Here is a 17,927-nt window from a genome sequence, read left to right on the forward strand (position 1 = left end):
TATATTTTACCATACGGGTAATTGTTCGTCAATAAAAACTGCGCTTAAGGGAAAGGATATCTTTAGACCAATAAATAACCTACTTTTCTTGGTTATAATAATCTAAAACCTGAGTAAAATCCTTCGGTAGGGGTGACTGAACAGTAATTTCACAGTTATCCTCTAAGCTTGTAAAACTTACGGCCGAGGCATGCAGAGCCTGCCTGTTAATTAAAGGTGAGCTCACACCATACATATGGTCGCCAAGGATGGGGTAGCCCATATGAGCTAAATGCAGGCGTATCTGGTGAGTTCTACCGGTTTCCAGAGAGAGTTCCAGTAAAGAAGCATCTGGTAAGGTGCTAATTGTCCGGTAATGTGTAATAGCGGGCTCTCCTTGTTCACTGATAGCCCGGCGATTAGGCAGGGTGGGGTGGGGACCTATAGGTGCATTAATGGTTCCAAAGGTTGGAGAGATTATTCCTGTCACCAGAGCCAAATAGGTACGTTTAAGAGTTCTATCTTTTAGTTGTTGTTCAAGTATGAACTGACTACGAGAATCCTTAGCAAAGATAACACAGCCGGAAGTTTCTCTATCTAACCTGTGTAGTGCACGTATGGTCTGCAGATCTCCCCGTTCTTTCAGGTAGTAGGCCAGATAATTTGCCAAGGTGCCACTACTTGTCCGACCAGTAGGGTGAACAAGCTGTTGGGCTGGTTTATTTATGACAAGTAGGTGTTTATTCTCATAGAGAACTTCTATAGGACCTTTTTCAGGTTGAACACCGTAGTCAGAATCCCCCAAATGAAGGACGCTTAAGATATCGGCTTCATTTAGCTTTTTTTGCAGGTATACTGCTTTACGGTTTAATAGAATACCCTTGCGTCGAGTTAGTTTTTGAATTTTTCTACCAGAATATTGTAAAATCTGTTTTAGGTAGTTCTCTACGGTTAAGCCGGCGTACTCCTTAGTTACCTTATAAGTATTATATGATTTCAATGTTAGGTCTTCCTTTTCTATGATAAATTTTATATAATCTTTAATATTTAAATTTTAACATAATCTAGTGAAAACTAATCATAACATACAGAATATCCAATTTAGCATACTTTCTAGCTATATTCAGAATAACAAAAATTATTAAAATATTTAATAAAATTAAAAAGGACTTTTCTAAAACTTAACGAAGAAAAATATAATTTACATAGCAACATGAAAATTCTGATAGATAATAAATAGGAAGAGGGGTAATAAACTATGTTGAAAGAGATTGCTGGGTGGAAAAGCGTTCGCAAGTTTACAAATGAACCTGTAAGCAAGGAACAGTTATTGAGTATTATGCAGGCTGGTCGGAGAGCACCCTCTTGGAAGAATATTCAACCATGGAAATTTATTGCTGTGACCAAGGAAGAAGATCGGAATAAGCTGGCTGAAGCCTTTTCAATGGGCGTTTTACTGAAAAAAGCACCCGCTGTTATCATGTGTGTAGGAAAACTTCAGGCATGGGTTAAGGACCACCAGTTGGCATGCCTCAAAGAACTGTTTGGTGCTTCCGGGGCAAGTATGACCGATGAAGACATCAATAAAAGATATCTTGACCATGATATGGCCAAGTCTTTAGCCGCAAATCCTTCATCATTGATGGCCCGTACCTTTGAGAATATTGGAATAGCTTATGCGTTCATGATTTTGGAAGTAATGAACCAAGGATTAGGAGCATGTATTGTCGGTGAACTTGCCAATGAATTAGTCGCAGTAAATGATCAAAAGTATGCTGAAATTAAATCTTACTTTAACCTTTCAGAGACTGAGATCATAACAGCTGCTATTATAGTTGGTCATCCTGCGAAGGAGACATCAGTCAATCCAAGAAAACCCGAGGATGAAGTTATATTCTTTAAAGAATAAATACGAAATTTTTTGTGACAGTGCGACAGCGGGGACGGTTCTCGCTGTCGCATTTTATTTTTGTGTAAATATTTGGTATTATACTTATACCAGGTAACTAAAGTAAAGGTGTGAAAAGATGGCTCATCTATCCGCGAGATCGGGATATAAAAAATTAGAAGAACGTCTCAATAGATTCCCCCAAGGGGCACCTCCTTCGGAAACCCTCTATAAAATATTAAGCCTTTTGTTTACCGAGAAAGAAGCACAACTGGTGGCACAGCTTCCTATTAAGCCTTTTTCCGCAAAAACAGCCAGTCGGATTTGGAAACTGGACGAGGCGAAGACCCAGGAAATCCTAAATCGCCTAGCGGGGCGGGCCATACTTTTAGATGTTGATAAAGATGGCACCTCAGAGTATATGCTCCCACCACCCATGGCTGGTTTTTTTGAGTTTTCCTTGATGCGGACCAGAGGTGATATTGACCAAAAATTATTGAGTGAACTCCTTTATCAATACCTAAATGAAGAAGAGGATTTTGTCAAAGATTTATTTTTTAGCAGTGAAACCCGGTTGGGGAGAGTATTTGTACAAGAACCGGTACTTACCAATGAAAATGCTGTACACGTCTTGGACTATGAAAGAGCCAGTCATTATATTAAGACAGCCACTCACATGGGTATCAGCATGTGTTATTGTCGTCATAAGATGCATCATATAGGTAAAGCCTGTGATGCACCAATGGATACCTGTATGACCTTTAATAATACTGCCGCATCCTTGATTAAACATGGTTATGCCCGCAGAGTTGGGGTATCCGAAGGACTGGAACTTCTACAAAGGGCCTATGAGAACAATTTAGTCCAATGCGGAGAAAATGTTCGTGAACAAGTAAGTTTTATTTGTAATTGTTGTGGCTGTTGTTGTGAAGGTCTGGTGGCAGCGAAGAAGTTTGGTATGCTACAGCCAGTGCATACAACCAATTTTATTCCAAAAATTCAAGATAAACAGTGTATTGGCTGCGGCAAATGTACCCTAGTATGTCCCCTAGGGGCCATCACCTTGGTTTCCCCTCAGGGCAATGATCCCGGAAAAAGAAAAGTAGCCAGGGTTGATGAAGAAATATGCCTGGGCTGCGGCATTTGTGTTCGCTCCTGCCCTTACAAAGGGGTTGTCTTAGAGTCTCGCCAGGAACGGGTAATTACCCCTGTAAACTCCGTCCATCGTGTGGTATTGATGGCCATTGACAAAGGTATGTTACAGAACCTAATCTTTGACAAGCAAGTCTTTGGTAGTCACCGGGCCATGGCGGCCATATTAAATGTGATCCTAAAGCTACCTCCGGTGAAACGTACCCTCGCATCAAAGCAAATGAAGTCCATCTATCTAGAGAAACTCATTAGCAAAGCAACACAATAACCCCATGCGACAGCGGGGACGGTTCTCGCTTGTCGCATGTTATGATAATATGAGAAAAATATCTTGGGGCAGGTGTTTTTTATGCCACGTTACTCAAGACAAAAAAGCGAATCTAGCATTTATCATATCATGGTAAGAGGAAATGAAAAGAAAAGGATTTTTCTTGATGATCAAGACCGTAAGAAGTTTCTAGGCATTTTAGAAAGGACAAAATATATTAGTAATTATGGTATTTATGCTTATTGTTTGATGGATAACCATGTTCACCTTCTAATTAAAGAAGGCGACGAAAATATCTCAAAGTTAATGAAGCGTATTTCTGTAAGCTATGTTGCTTATTTTAACAGAAAATATGAACGGGTTGGCCATTTGTTTCAAGGTCGGTTTCGTAGTGAGTGTATAGAAGACGATTCATATTTACTTACAGCAGTTAGATATATACATAACAATCCGGTAAAAGGTCATGTATCGAAGGACCCCGGCCATTATAAATGGAGTAGTTACCCCTCTTATGTAAGTCCGAATCAAGTGGAGCATAATTTTACGGATACTGATTTTATACTATCTATGTTATCCAAAGATAGAATAACAGCTATTAATATTTTTGTGAGATTCACGTTAGAAGAGAACGATGATAGCTTTATGGATATAGATGATCTGCCGGAGTCTGCCAATGATGATAAAGAGCTCAGGCAAGCTGTAGAGTTTATACTAGGCCAATATGGTCAAAGCCTAAAGGGCTTAAAGACCTGTACCAATAGAAAGAACAGGGATAAACTAATTAGAGAAATAAAAGACAGCATGGAGATCTCTGTTCGTCAGTTATCCAAAATAACGGGACTGAGTAAAGATATCATATCTAGAGCATAATTTTGCGACAGCGAGAACCGTCCCCGGTGTCGCACGAGGTGAGGGGAGCCGATGAAGGATCTTCAGGGAATGATTCGGAGAAATTATGAATTGAGTAGGGAACTGACTCCTGTAAACGAAGCAATTTATAATGCTATGGTGTGTTACCTGCGCACCAGTCCGGTGGATGAATATACTGTGGAGGAAATTATTGGAGAAATACTGGAGCTGTTTCTAAGTACCCAGGCCAGGGGTGAAAAAATTGAGCAGGCCATAGGAGATGATTATCGGGGTTATTGTGATAAATTGATAGCCACAGCCTTAAAACAGCCCCGGGGGGTTAAATGGCAAAGACACCTTGCTAATCTGGAGATGTTGCTGAATACACTGATCCTATTGTGGTTTATCGACCTAGTATTCCAACACCTGCCTAGGATGGTACATTATAAAAAATTACTGCTTAGTTATCAGGTTAATGCAGGGTTTTTGGTAAGTGCTTTAATTATTATCTTAGCAGCAATATTTGCTACCAAGTATATTGGTAAAAACAGCTTTAAATTGTCCACCAATAAAAGCATACGCAAAAAAACTGGCCTAATTAGTGGTTTTGCTATAGGAACTATTTTTGCGTTACTAGTCCTAATATCAGGAGAACTTAGTTCCTACGTACTTTTTACCACAAAACTTTATTATATTGCAGCTGCCTTTGCGGCTATCATTCTAATCGTCAAGGCAATGCAAAGTATCAATAATATGAAGTCTTGAAAGGATCAATAACATGCAAAAAAGTTTGGTATTAGCTGAAAAACCTTCTGTAGCAAGGGATATAGCCAGAGTTTTAAAGTGTCATAAGAAGGGCAATGGGTATTTGGAGGGAGAAAAGTATATCGTCACCTGGGCCTTGGGACATTTAGTAACCTTGGCAGATCCAGAGACCTATGACGAGAAATATAAGACCTGGAGACTAGAGGATTTACCCATGCTCCCCTTTCCTCTAAAGCTGGTAGTCATTAGACAAAGTGGCAAACAATTTAATGCTGTGCGAGAGCAGATGAATAGGAAGGATGTTCAGGAGATCATCATCGCCACTGATGCTGGGCGTGAAGGGGAACTTGTGGCCAGGTGGATCATTGAAAAATCCCATGTAAACAAGCCCATTAAGCGACTCTGGATTTCTTCCGTAACTGATAAAGCTATTCAAGATGGATTTGGAAAATTAAGAGATGGTAAAGACTATCTAAATTTGTTTGCCTCGGCAGTTGCCCGGGCTGAAGCAGATTGGTTGGTGGGTATTAACGCCAGCCGTGCTTTGACCTGTAAATATAATGCCCAGTTATCCTGTGGTAGGGTGCAAACCCCTACTCTAGCCATCATTGCCAAACGAGAAGAGGAAATTAAAAACTTTAAGCCCCAAAGCTATTATGGTATCACTGCCACCACAGATAAAATGAAATTAACCTGGCAAGATCGACAAAGTAAAGATATTAAAACCTTTCATAAGGAATATTGCGACAGGGTACTGAACTCTCTAGCTAATAAAACCGCCAAGGTTATAGAGGTAGCGAAGGTGGCTAAAAAGAGTTATTCGCCGCAACTCTACGATTTAACTGAACTGCAGCGGGATGCCAATAGAATATTTGGGTTTTCCGCCAAGGAGACCCTTTCTATAATGCAGCGCCTTTATGAACAGCATAAGGTGTTAACTTATCCACGCACCGACTCCCGGCACCTATCTTCGGATATCGTAACCACCTTGCCGGATCGACTAAAGGCCTGCAGTGATCAACCCTATACCAAGTTAGCCTATAAGGTGCTCAAAAACCCGATTAAACCCAATAAGTCCTTTGTAGATGACAGTAAAGTTTCTGACCACCATGCCATTATACCCACAGAACAGCCTGTTTTAGTAAGTTCACTCAGTGATCAGGAAAGGAAGATCTATGATCTAGTGATCAAACGGTTTTTGGCGGTATTATATCCTCCCTATGAATACGAGCAAACCACCATCAAAGTAGCAATTGGTGAGGAGCTTTTTGTGGCCAAGGGGAAGGTCGTCCTGGCCCAAGGGTGGAAAGAAGTCTATCAACATGAGGTTGAGGAAGAGGATGATAGCAGTGGTAGTCTGGTAGAACAGATTTTACCCGTCATCAACAAGGGAGAAGTTCTCAGGGTTTTATCCCTAAACCAAACCAAAGGGGAGACTAAACCACCGGAGCCCTTTACCGAGGGCAGCCTGTTGACTGCCATGGAAAACCCAACCAAATATATGCCCCAGGGAAATAAGGAGTTACTAAGAACCCTAGACAAAACTGGTGGACTTGGTACGGTGGCCACCAGGGCAGATATTATAGAAAAACTGTTCAATAGCTTCTTGATTGAGAAGAAAGGAAAGCACCTTTATATAACTTCTAAGGGCAAGCAACTCCTGGAACTGGTTCCCGAGGGGTTACGTTCACCTGCCCTGACAGCCCGCTGGGAACAGGAGCTTGAAGCCATTGCCAAGGGTGTACAAACTAAGAAGCACTTTCTCTGCGAGATCAGAGACTATGCCAAGGCAGTGGTACAAGAAATAAAACAAAGTGAAAACAAATTTAGACATGATAACTTAACGGGCACTAAATGTCCTGAATGCGGCAAACGCATGTTGGAGGTCAATGGTAAGAAGGGTAAGATGCTTGTTTGTCAAGATCGTGAATGTGGCTACCGAAAAGGTCTAAGTAAAACAACCAATGCTAGATGTCCAGAGTGCCATAAGCGTTTGGAACTACATGGGGAAGGGGCTGGCCAAATATTTGTCTGCAAGTGTGGGTTCCGGGAAAAACTGGCCTCTTTCCAGGAAAGAAGGCAAACAGAAAAGGGCAGTAAAGTATCCAAAAAGGATGTAAGCAAATACTTAAAGCATCAGGACACAAATAATAATTTCTCAAATAACCCCTTTGCGGAAGCTCTTTCAAAGCTTAAGCATTAAAGAAAGGGAATGGTGGCAATTTATAGAGCAAAGGGAGGTCCTTTAAATGGCACAGGTTAAGACAAATGCCATGCGAATTTTGGATGGTCAAAAAATACATTATGATATCTATTGTTATGATAATAAAGACGGTAAAATAGATGGTCTTTCAGTAGCTCATAAAGTGGGAAAAGATCCACGGATGGTCTACAAAACGCTGGTGGCCCAAGGATCCAGTAAAAATTTATTTGTCTTCATCATGCCTGTGGAAGAGGAGTTGGATTTTAAAAAAGCTGCCAAAGCAACAGGTGAAAAAAAGGTTGATTTGATACCTGTGAAGGATATCCAAAAGTTTACAGGATATATCCGGGGTGGCTGTTCACCCATTGGTATGAAAAAGCACTACCCCACCTTTATTGATGACAGCTCCCAAAAACTGGATAAAATTATTGTCAGTGGTGGTAAAATTGGGATCCAAATCGAACTAAATCTAACTGATTTAGCCGAGATTACCAAGGCAGAGATTGTTGATTTAAGGAAAGGTTTGGCCACCAGCTAAAGGACAAAGATATGGCTAAAAGAAAGGATGAGAAAACGATTGACACTATAGCTAAAACCATTGATCATACTCTATTAAAGGCTGAGGCGACCAAAGAGCAAATAGAAAAATTAGCGTTTGAGGCAAAGGAATACGGTTTTGCTGCAGTTTGTGTCAACCCAGTATGGGTGGAAACAGCTTTCAATATTTTAAAGAACACACCTGAGATCAAGGTAGCTACGGTGATTGGGTTTCCGTTGGGAGCCACTTTGCCGGAAGTGAAGGCCTTTGAAACCCAAAGGGCCATTGAATATGGGGCCACAGAGGTGGACATGGTTATAAATATTGGTGCTTTAAAGGAAAAACAGGACCACTGGGTAGAACGTGATATTCAGGCAGTGGTGGCTGCAGCCAGGGGGAAGGCCTTGGTCAAGGTCATTATTGAAACCAGCCTTCTCACAGAGGAAGAGAAAATTCGGGCCTGCCGCTTGGCAGTTGCTGCCGGTGCAGATTTTGTTAAGACTTCCACAGGTTTTTCCACCGGTGGAGCCACCCTAAAGGATGTTAGCCTTATGCGTCAGGTCGTTGGACCCACCATCGGGGTAAAGGCATCGGGAGGCATACGAAGTAAAGAAGATGCCCAAGGGATGCTCGCAGCTGGGGCAACTAGGATTGGAACCAGTGCCGGAGTTGCTATAGTTTGCTCATAGAAACTTCAACAAAAAAATAAATTTTTTCACAAAGAAAAAGGAATTTTGCTAATTTTCTATAATTTATATAGTTAAATTCAATACCTGCCAGGCTTTAATATTAACAATATGGAGGGTATAAGTGTGAAAAAATTAAGTTATTGTGTTGATTGTAAGAGAATTGCTAGTTTTGCTGGGGAATGCACCTATTGTCAATCTCAAAACATTAAACAACTAACTAGAAAAACACCGGTCAATGTAATCGGCACCAAAATTAAGGGTAGAGTCCTGAATGTAAAGGATCAAATGGTAGAAATCTTATATATTGATGAAAATAAAAACACCTTTGTTAAGCCCTTTGAAGCAGAAAAACTAAAAAAGGTTCTATAGTAAATTTAACCCTCTGCCATCTTAATGAAGCGAGATAGCAGAGGGCTTTTGTTTTTTCATTACAGTAATAAGCCGATTTCCTCTTCGGTTAATTCACGGTATTCTCCAGGTTTCAGCTCTGGATCCAGGACCAAGGGGCCCATGCTAAGTCTTTTTAAGAAAGTAACCTTTTTTTCCACCGATTCGAACATCCGTTTAACCTGGTGATATTTCCCCTCATAAATAGTTAGCTCAATCTCTGACTCTAAATCAGAGCGAAGTATTTTCAAGTGACCTGGCATTGTTTGGTAGCCATCTTCCAGCTTGACACCACGTCCGAAAGCTTCTACATCCTTTTCAGTGACCACACCTTGAATTAGAGCATAATAGGTTTTGGGAACGTGTTTTTTTGGTGATAACAGCTGATGAGCCAATTTGCCGTTGTTTGTCAATAAGAGTAAGCCTTCGGTATCCCTATCCAATCGCCCCACCGGAAAAGGGTCGAAGGTTTGATATTTTTGTTCCAATAGGTCAAGGACTACCTTTTCCGAAGCATCCTCTGTGGCTGACAAAAAACCCTGGGGTTTGTTTAACATAAGATAAATATATTCTCTGTATTCAATAACTTCTCCCTGCACCTCAATGATGTCGCTTTTTGGATAAACATGCACCCCTGGGTCATTGGCCACAGCACCGTTAATCACCACTTGTTTTGCCTTAATAAGCTTTTTTATTTCTTTTCTGGTGCCAAGGCCCATATGGGTTAAAAGCTTGTCTAAACGCAATTTTTCCTTTTCGGCCAATTTTATCCTCCTTATCTAATCACCATCAATCCAACGCCAACCAGGAGGGAATCCGTTCTTTAACCAATTTCCGTCCCCCTTTGCCCATCCCAAGGGGAAATGATCCAAACAAACAAGGTGCCACCCCTTAGGCCAGAGTTTTCCCTCCAGTTGAATAGTTTCGCCACGCAAATAGCGAAGGGCCAGTGAAAGCTCTTCGGTATTCTTAACAGATAAATGTAATTTTTGCACAGCAGTTGTTACGGCCTTTGCAGGAAGACCTAGAGCTAAGGCGGGGCTTGGTCTAAAACGCTTCCTTTCAATTGTTCCCCAAAGCCAACCAGAACGAAGGACCTTCAAACCACGTAAAGGGGGCAAAGCCAGGTTTTCCCAGAGAATGTGGCCATTTCGTTCTAATACCTGCCCGCCGCTAGGCAGCCACTGCTGCCAGGTATTTTTATTTCCCCAGACTTGTAGCGAAAATTCAGCCAGGGACTGTTTGGTATCCTCGCTTATGGTGGGAGCAGCTTTTTTTAGAAGCTTTTTATTAATAGTAGGGGGTACCTGTTCAGGTAATCTATTATCCTTTAGTTTAGCCACAAAATGACCCTCACCCTTCACCAAATGGGGCCATATTCTTTGCATTTTAATTAATTTAAACTGAGGATACTGATTTAGGAATTTCTCAATTTGCTGTTCATTCTCCTCTGGGGAAAAGGTACAGGTGGAGTAAACTACTTCTCCACCGGGCTTTAATAAAGCTGGGACTTCTTTTAAAATTTCCTTCTGCCAACCAGCATATTTGATAACTTCTTCTTCACTCCAGTCCTTTGCCATATCTGGCTCCTTGCGAAACATGCCCTCTCCGGAACATGGCGCATCTACCAATATTTTATCAAAGAAGCCACTAAATACCTTGGACAAATGTTGGGGAGCTTCATTAAGAACAATGGCATTGACCACTCCGTAACGTTCAATGTTTTTAAGCAAAACCCGAGCCCTCTGGGGTTGTAGGTCATTTGCCACCAGCAAGCCTTCTTTAGCAAGTTGGGCAGCCAATTGAAGAGATTTGCCACCTGGGGCAGCGCATAGGTCCAATACCCTTTCTCCTGGTCGCGGCTTTAAAAGTTCCGCTGGCAACATGGCACTGGGTTCTTGGATATAATATAGACCCGCATAATAATAGGGATGCTTTGCCGGACGTGTGGTTGCTTCAGGATAATAGTAACCATCACTGCTCCAGGGAATTGGTTCCTCTATTATATCTAGGAGTTTTTCTAATTCGCCGGCAGATATCTTTAAGCCATTGGCCCGTAACCCAGCAGTTCGGGATGCTTCATAACTTTGGAGAAATTGAGGATATTTTTGACCTGTCAGTTGTTCCATTTTAGTTAAAAAACCCGTGGGTAATTTCATTTATGTAGTTCCTTTCGTAAAGGGCCCTGAGCCATGAGCCTTGGGCTTATTTAGAAAACTAATCCTATCGAATTAGCACCCCCTGCTGATGTAATATTATACATAGAGTTAATATTTTCATCAGTGGTTAGTGACTGAGAGTCATGGGGGTTAGTGTGACTACCACAATTAGACTTTTTTAACATAGGACATAATGGCTAAAATTATACAATAGTGATCATGGATCGTCCAGTAAAGTCATAAATGAAGAACATCAGCAGTAGACTGATAAATAGAATTATTTACCTTTTGGGGGGTGTTTATGATGCAGCCAAGAGCAAAGGGACTCTGGCTAGGGTTAATGGCGATTGTTTTTGGTTTTGCTCTGCTTTACCTATGGTTTATAATATTTCCCGGTAAAGTTTCACCTGAGGCCTGGCAATATTTTTCTGCTGAGGAGATAAGCCAGGGGCGGGTTCATAGCCGAATTCAACAATTAATATTAATAACTAGTGTACTGGTGGAGGTTTCCCTATTATTCTGGTTTCTTTGGAGCGGCAAAGTCAGAGTAATGTCTCGTTGGGCTCAACAAGTAACTGGGGGAAGTTATTATGGCAGTAGTTTACTCTTTTTTTTAACTCTCTGGTCGATACTGCAGATCCTTTATTTACCACTAAACTACTTTAGTGGTTACTACTTACAAAAAAAATGGGGATTTTCCACCCAAACATTTAACGCCTGGTGGGGTGATACCCTAAAAGCCATTGGCTTAGAACTGTTTATTATGATCATAGGAGTATTATTATTCTTTTGGATTCTCAAGCGTTGGCCCAGGGCATGGTGGTTAGTGGCAGCCTCCCTGCTGTCAATATGGTTGGTGGCTCAAAATTTTGTTTGGCCCCTGGTGGTTTCCCCCATGTTTAATCGATTTGAAGCAGTCCAGGATCCTGCGATACTTAGCATGGTCAATGAGCTTTCTACTAAGGCAGACATACCGGTTGATGAGGTGCAGGTGATGGATGCCAGTAGACGAACTACCCGTGCCAATGCTTACTTTGCCGGTATGGGCCAGACAAAACAAATAGTCCTTTATGATACACTGTTAAAGGACTACCCGCCGGATCAAGTAAAGGCTGTTCTGGCCCACGAGATGGCCCACTGGCAACAGGGGCACATTGTAAAGGGTTTAACCCTAGGTATTTTCAGTAACTTTATCTTATGGGGGCTGTTGTTTATCTTCATCAAGACGAGTTTGCCGCCAGGAACACATTTCCCCCCCTATACTTGGGCCCTGACCCTGTTATTCTTTACAGCAGTTTCCTTTGCGGCCAGCCCCTTACAAAGCACCATTTCTAGGGGCATGGAACAGGAGGCAGATCGGGTCTCAGTGCAGTTAACAGGGGATGTCCAGGCTGCGGTTCGCCTACAGGTAAACCTGGTTGCTAAAAATTCAGCCGATGTATCACCTCCAGCCTTTATCGAGTGGTTTAGTTATTCGCACCCCTCTGTTTTAAACCGAATCCATACCTTACAACAGATAAATGTTCATTAGTAAAGGGAGTGTCGAAACTAATAATAATTAGTTAGGTGACACTCCCTTGTTGCCATTAGTGGCTAGTTTTAGAGATGGCTGTGAGCCCTGAGCCTTGGGCTTTTGTGCATGTTGTGTTTAGAGGTTTTAGCTTAACAAAAGTAAATATTTTGAAGTAAGGGGACGCCCTCTTACTTCCTGACTATAACATGGCAACATTTTTACTTCTCAGGAATAGAATGAAGAAAGACGTCTGGGAGGTGAATAGATTGGGTGATCAGTGTCCTTATATTCAGGGGGATATGTGTAAGTTAACACAGATCAACATAAAAGAAGATGGAGATTTTTTTAAAAATACCTGCAGTCATCCGGAGTATTTAAAAAATTGCCCGAATCTCACTAGGAAAGTTTACGCAGCTAAGACCTATCATTTTATTGGGGCATCCCGCAGCTGTCCATATATTTATGAAGACAAATGTGATTTAACCAAATATCATGTATGTAAAAAGCATAAGAGCTTTTATGATGATACTTGCTGCACTTCCAAGTACTATGATAAATGTTCCTATTTTTGTGATAAAGTGATTACTATAAAACCTAACCGATATTTTAAGCCTGCCTACCGCTGCCCCTACCTTATAAATGAAGTGTGTGAGCTAAGGGGTATTAACATGTATGAAAAAAATAGAGCCTTCTATCGTCATAATTGTATCAATTCTAATTACCATAAAAATTGCCCCTACTATCTTGAAAAAATAGGGAAAATAAAATACAAACATTATGGTAAAGTATCTGATTGCTGCGATTATAAGGATGGAGATTGGTGTAGGTTAAGAAAAATTAAAATAAAAGACAGTTGCAAGGAATTTTATGAATACGCCTGTTGTAAAAAGAATTACATTAAGTGCTGTCCCCACTACGTGGAAGCAGCCTATCGAAAAAAACTAAGTGACTAGTCCTAAGCCCTGTGTCAAAAACACGGGGCTTTCCCTTGTTTTTGCTATTAGCTATTAGTCGTTAGCCGTTAGTAATTACCCTTATCTAAAAGATAAAGCTAATGGCTAATGACTAACGGCTAAGAGCTAACCCGTAGGTCATGTCCCATAAGTATGATAAAATGGATTTACCATAATATGAGGAGGCAAGTCAATGCAATACAGGACATTGGGACGGACAGGCCTTGAGGTATCTGTTATCGGATTTGGGGGTATTCCTATTCAGCGAGTTACTGAACAGGAGGCCGTTACCCTAGTAAACCGGGCCTTAGATCTAGGAATTAATTTTTTTGATACCGCAAGGGGCTATACTGACAGTGAGGCTAAGTTGGGTTTAGTATTGAAACAGAGGAGAAAAGAAGCCATCCTAGCTACCAAATCCATGGCTAGGACTAAAGATGGGATGACTGCTGATATACAAAAAAGTTTAACGACCATGGGGGTCGACTATATCGATCTTTACCAATGCCACAATGTCAAAGATCACGAATCTTTAGAGCAGATTTTAAGCCCTAATGGAGCCCTGGTGGCTTTAAAGGAAGCACAAAGTAAAGGCTTAATAGGTCATATTGGTATTACCGGTCATGTCCAGGAAACTTTGGTCGAAGCTTTAAAAACAGGTAAATTTGCAACTGTACAGTTCCCCTTTAATGCGGTGGAAACCGAAGCCAAGGAATTACTAGCTATGGCTCAGCAGACAAACACCGCCATTATTGTTATGAAGCCCATGGCAGGGGGGGCATTGCGCAATGCTAGATTGGCACTGGGGTACCTATTAGAACAACCGGTGACCACAATTATTCCTGGGGTGGATTCGCTGCAGCAGATAGAGGAGAATGCCCAGCTTGGCAACGAATTTACTCCACTCAGGGAAGAAGAAAGAATTGCTTTAAAAGAAGAAACCGAAAAACTGGGTCCAGTATTTTGTCGCAGATGTGAATACTGCAAGCCCTGTCCCCAGGGAATTGATATTCCAACAGTGTTCCTGCTGGAGGGTTATTATAACCGTTATGATTTAAAAGATTGGGCCAAGGAGCGCTATAAGGCTCTTGAAGCAAAGGCAGATATGTGTATTGAATGTGGTCAATGTGAAGAAAAATGTCCCTACAGTTTGCCTATTCGCAAGTTATTGTCAGAGGCCGGAGGAATACTAGCAGAATAACGCTCCCTGCCATTGTCAAGGGTACCTGTAAAAGAATGAAAGTGATACTTTTAAATATAATATATATAGTTTAGATATATCTAGTTTAGCCATCAGCTTTAGGATCCTTGGGAGAGGGCCATGGGCCTTGGGATTTTTTTCTTATGTTTTGCTTAAGGGTCTTTAGCTCATGGCACAAGGCACACGGCCCATGGCCTGCGCATTTATAACAGTGTCTAAGAGGCTACATATCATGGGCCTTCAATATGTGATGGGGAGGTATAAAATGGTAGATCCCAGAATAACTCAGCTAGCTAAAAACCTTGTAAATTATTCCTGTGCAATAAGGCCTGGGGAAAAAATCCTTATTGAAAACATTGGCCTAGAACTCTCCTTGGTAAGGGAAATTATCAATGAAGTTTATGCCGCTGGAGGGATTCCCTTTACAACTATTAAGAACAATTCGGTGGAAAGGGCACTCTTACTGGGGGCTAGCAAAGAACAAATGATGGCCTTGGCCGAATTCGAAGCGGCCAGAATGAATCAAATGGATGCATATATTGGTATACGTTCTGGAGACAATGCATCGGAGTTATCAGATGTACCTGCAGAAAAAATGGAACTTTACTTTAAACATTTTTGGAATAAAGTTCATGGTGATATTCGGGTGGCTAAGACCAAGTGGGTGGTATTACGTTATCCCTCATCCTCTATGGCACAACTTGCCAATACCAGCACCGAAGCCTTTGAGGATTTTTACTTTAAGGTGTGTAATTTAGATTATTCTAAGATGTCCCAAGCCATGGATCCATTGGTAGAACTAATCGAAAAAACGGATCGAGTAAGAATTGTAGGTCAAGGAACTGACCTGAGCTTTTCCATTAAATCATTGCCCGGAATTAAATGCGCCGGAAGGAGAAATATTCCGGACGGGGAGGTCTATACGGCACCGGAGCGGCAGTCTGTAAACGGTTATATTACTTATAACACTCCAGCAGTTTATCAGGGCTTCACCTATGAGAACATCCGATTAGAATTTCAGGATGGAAAGATTATCAAAGCCACAGCTAATGATACAGAACGGATTAACAAGGTCTTTACTACTGATGAAGGGGCTAGTTATGTAGGGGAATTCGCCCTGGGTGTCAATCCCTATATTACAAAACCCATGAAAGATACTTTGTTTGATGAAAAAATTGCCGGTTCAATTCACTTTACTCCGGGTAGTGCCTATGACCAATGTTTTAATGGCAATAAGTCAGCCATTCATTGGGATCTGGTCTATATTCAAACACCCGAGTTTGGTGGCGGCGAAATTTATTTTGATGATAAGCTTATTCGCAAAGATGGACGTCTTGTTTTACCTGAGTTGCAAGGGTTAAACCCAGAGAATCTGAAGTAACACCTTTTGTTTTTTGTATACAGCATTTTTAAAATAGAGGGGTAGATATTTTTCGCTTTTTCATTTATAATCGAAATAATTGAACAAGCCAGCAATGCTGTACAAGGCAATGAAGCCTACAAACAGATAATCAGAGGTTATCTGTTTGTAGGCTTTTTGTTTTGTCACAAGAATTGACTGATCCACTATATTTTTCAAGAAGGATTTCTTAGTATAATAGAAAATATATATGTAAGTAACTAGAACATGGGAAAGTCAACAAAATGTATACACTAAGATAAATTTTTAAGAAAGTTATACGCCAAGGGCAGTTTGTCTTTGGCGTACTTTACGGACCTAAGTCCACTAATGTCCCTGCTCAGGTCGGGAACCCTGTTTCTGATTCTGCTAACAATGAAATTTTTAATATCAAAAAGGAGGGAAGCTGAAAAACACACGCTAATTAATAATAAAAAGAGAGAGGAGTAGAAATACAGATGAAAAAACGTATTATTGCATTACTGGCGGCAGTTTCTATGCTGGCATTTGTCATCACTGGCTGCGGTGGCTCAACCAGCGAACAAAAAGCAAGTGAACAACCACCTGCAGAGAAAAAGTTCTTTAATATTGCCACAGGAGGTACTGCTGGTGTGTATTACCCCCTTGGTGGAGCCATTGCTGAAATTATAAACAAGAATATCCCTGGGGCTAACGCCACTGCCCAATCCACTGGTGCTTCCGTAGCCAACGTCAACATGTTAAGCCAAGGTAATGTACAAATTGCCTTTATTCAAAATGATATCGCCTACTATGCTGCCACTGGTACTGAGATGTTTAAAGAAAAAGTAGAAGGTTTAAAATGTCTAGCTACCATCTACCCTGAAACAGTTCAGTTGGTAACCCTAGAAAAAACAGGAATCAAGAGCGTAGCTGACCTTAAGGGTAAAAAGGTTGCTGTAGGTGCTGCTGGAAGTAGTGTTACTGGCAACTCCCGTCACGTATTAGAGGCCTATGGCCTGACCTTTGAGGATATCGATCCCCAATACCTGTCCTTTGCAGAAGCTGCCAACAGCCTCAAGGATGGTAACATTGATGCTGCCTTCCTAGTTGCTGGTGTACCAACTGCTGCGGTGCAAGACATTGCTGCTCAGCACAAAGTTGTTATGATTCCTATTGAAGATGACAAAGTTGACAATATGATTAAAAAATACCCCTTCTATACCAAAGTAGTAATTCCCGCCGATGCCTATAAGCAAGGCGCAGATATTACAACTGTTGGTGCCAAGGCAATGCTTGTGGCCAGTGACAAAATGGATGAGCAAACAGCCTATGATATCACTAAGGCAATCTTTACTAATCTTGATCAATTAAAAGCTGCCCATGCAGTAGGTGAATATATTAGCAAAGATACTGCCAAGGATGGCCTTTCCATTCCGATGCATCCAGGAGCTGAAAAATTCTTTAACGAAAAATAAAGGATTGTTTTAATCCATGAAAAAAAGAAACCAGCAGCAGTTTAAAATAACTATATTTAGCATGCTGCTATTGATCCTAGTAGCGGTGTTTTTCATTCCCGTACCCACATTGCTGGTAAGCCAGCAGCAGGGTAAGCCTGTTATCGTAGTACCCTTGATATTCGATAAGACCTTTACTTATGAGTATCTCCATTCGGTTCTCAAAACCCCGGTGCAAGAAAATTTTCTTGCACCGGGAAATTATTTGTTACTAACCTCCACGACATTTAAATCCTACGGAGTAGGGACCCCGTTTTTAGAGGGAGAAGGCGAATTGGAAAATCGCAATGGCCTCTTTATCCTTAAAGGTCAGAACCGACGTTTTCAACAACTGAATTTCGGTGTTGTACCTTTTACTGAGCCTGCCTTAATTTATCGGGGGGAGAGGTACAATTTTAAGGATTATTTTCAAGCTGGCTCATTGATTACATTAAAAGTTAATACCCTAACACCTGCCAAAATTTTGGCATTATCTTTGGAAGGAGGTAAAACTTGACAGACCACAACAA

General features: G+C 41.2%; 17 protein-coding genes. 14 read left to right on the plus strand and 3 right to left on the minus strand.

The features are described from left to right. Positions 1-79 precede the first annotated feature (79 nt). Positions 80-979 carry an RluA family pseudouridine synthase gene (locus ACYQ03_RS03150; RefSeq protein ID WP_459907574.1) on the minus strand — a complete coding sequence of 300 codons (900 nt, stop codon included), beginning with the start codon at positions 977-979 and terminating at the stop codon, positions 80-82. A gap of 258 nt (positions 980-1,237) precedes the next feature. On the opposite strand from ACYQ03_RS03150, the gene ACYQ03_RS03155 reads away from it, so the two are divergent. The 8 genes from ACYQ03_RS03155 (at position 1,238) to ACYQ03_RS03190 (ending at position 8,700) form a co-directional block, all read left to right on the plus strand. Then, positions 1,238-1,888 carry a nitroreductase family protein gene (locus ACYQ03_RS03155; RefSeq protein ID WP_459907575.1) on the plus strand — a complete coding sequence of 217 codons (651 nt, stop codon included), beginning with the start codon at positions 1,238-1,240 and terminating at the stop codon, positions 1,886-1,888. Between the two features lie 118 nt (positions 1,889-2,006). Further along, entirely contained in the window at positions 2,007-3,287 is a 1,281-nt protein-coding gene (locus tag ACYQ03_RS03160) for a 4Fe-4S dicluster domain-containing protein (RefSeq protein ID WP_459907577.1), read from the plus strand. Between the two features lie 81 nt (positions 3,288-3,368). Beyond that, positions 3,369-4,157 (plus strand): transposase, encoded by a 789-nt coding sequence (locus ACYQ03_RS03165; protein WP_459907578.1) that lies wholly within the window; start codon positions 3,369-3,371, stop codon positions 4,155-4,157. Positions 4,158-4,208: 51 nt separating this feature from the next. Next, positions 4,209-4,901 (plus strand): DUF1048 domain-containing protein, encoded by a 693-nt coding sequence (locus tag ACYQ03_RS03170; protein ID WP_459907580.1) that lies wholly within the window; start codon positions 4,209-4,211, stop codon positions 4,899-4,901. A gap of 13 nt (positions 4,902-4,914) precedes the next feature. Then, positions 4,915-7,104 (plus strand): DNA topoisomerase III, encoded by a 2,190-nt coding sequence (locus tag ACYQ03_RS03175; RefSeq protein ID WP_459907581.1) that lies wholly within the window; start codon positions 4,915-4,917, stop codon positions 7,102-7,104. A gap of 46 nt (positions 7,105-7,150) precedes the next feature. Continuing rightward, positions 7,151-7,642 (plus strand): Cys-tRNA(Pro) deacylase, encoded by a 492-nt coding sequence (ybaK, locus tag ACYQ03_RS03180; RefSeq protein WP_459907583.1) that lies wholly within the window; start codon positions 7,151-7,153, stop codon positions 7,640-7,642. 11 nt (positions 7,643-7,653) lie between these two features. After that, complete coding sequence (gene deoC, locus ACYQ03_RS03185; RefSeq protein ID WP_459907585.1) at positions 7,654-8,331, plus strand: deoxyribose-phosphate aldolase; 678 nt, start codon at positions 7,654-7,656, stop codon at positions 8,329-8,331. A 123-nt stretch (positions 8,332-8,454) separates the two neighbouring features. Further along, entirely contained in the window at positions 8,455-8,700 is a 246-nt protein-coding gene (locus ACYQ03_RS03190; protein WP_459907586.1) for a hypothetical protein, read from the plus strand. A gap of 59 nt (positions 8,701-8,759) precedes the next feature. On the opposite strand, the gene ACYQ03_RS03195 is transcribed toward ACYQ03_RS03190, so the two are convergent. Both ACYQ03_RS03195 and ACYQ03_RS03200 read right to left on the minus strand, forming a co-directional pair. After that, a complete protein-coding gene (locus ACYQ03_RS03195) occupies positions 8,760-9,482 on the minus strand; it encodes a pseudouridine synthase (protein WP_459907588.1) in 723 nt (240 codons plus the stop codon). 15 nt (positions 9,483-9,497) lie between these two features. After that, positions 9,498-10,877, minus strand: a complete 1,380-nt coding sequence (locus ACYQ03_RS03200; protein WP_459907589.1) for an RsmB/NOP family class I SAM-dependent RNA methyltransferase — start codon at positions 10,875-10,877, stop codon at positions 9,498-9,500. A gap of 301 nt (positions 10,878-11,178) precedes the next feature. Between ACYQ03_RS03200 and ACYQ03_RS03205 the strand changes: the two genes are divergently transcribed. The 6 genes from ACYQ03_RS03205 (at position 11,179) to ACYQ03_RS03230 (ending at position 17,914) form a co-directional block, all read left to right on the plus strand. Next, the gene (locus ACYQ03_RS03205; RefSeq protein ID WP_459907590.1) at positions 11,179-12,408 is read left to right on the plus strand and encodes a M48 family metallopeptidase; all 1,230 of its coding nucleotides are present in this window, start codon (positions 11,179-11,181) and stop codon (positions 12,406-12,408) included. A gap of 248 nt (positions 12,409-12,656) precedes the next feature. Then, the gene (locus ACYQ03_RS03210) at positions 12,657-13,343 is read left to right on the plus strand and encodes a hypothetical protein (protein WP_459907591.1); all 687 of its coding nucleotides are present in this window, start codon (positions 12,657-12,659) and stop codon (positions 13,341-13,343) included. 193 nt (positions 13,344-13,536) lie between these two features. After that, the gene (locus tag ACYQ03_RS03215; protein WP_459907593.1) at positions 13,537-14,544 is read left to right on the plus strand and encodes an aldo/keto reductase; all 1,008 of its coding nucleotides are present in this window, start codon (positions 13,537-13,539) and stop codon (positions 14,542-14,544) included. Between the two features lie 265 nt (positions 14,545-14,809). After that, positions 14,810-15,925 (plus strand): aminopeptidase, encoded by a 1,116-nt coding sequence (locus ACYQ03_RS03220; RefSeq protein WP_459907594.1) that lies wholly within the window; start codon positions 14,810-14,812, stop codon positions 15,923-15,925. Positions 15,926-16,401: 476 nt separating this feature from the next. Next, positions 16,402-17,379: a TAXI family TRAP transporter solute-binding subunit gene (locus tag ACYQ03_RS03225; RefSeq protein ID WP_459907596.1), complete on the plus strand. Its 978-nt coding sequence runs from the start codon at positions 16,402-16,404 to the stop codon at positions 17,377-17,379. Positions 17,380-17,395: 16 nt separating this feature from the next. After that, positions 17,396-17,914, plus strand: a complete 519-nt coding sequence (locus ACYQ03_RS03230; RefSeq protein WP_459907597.1) for a DUF1850 domain-containing protein — start codon at positions 17,396-17,398, stop codon at positions 17,912-17,914. Positions 17,915-17,927: the final 13 nt, after the last annotated feature.

This window comes from Desulfotomaculum defluvii, assembly GCF_054657375.1.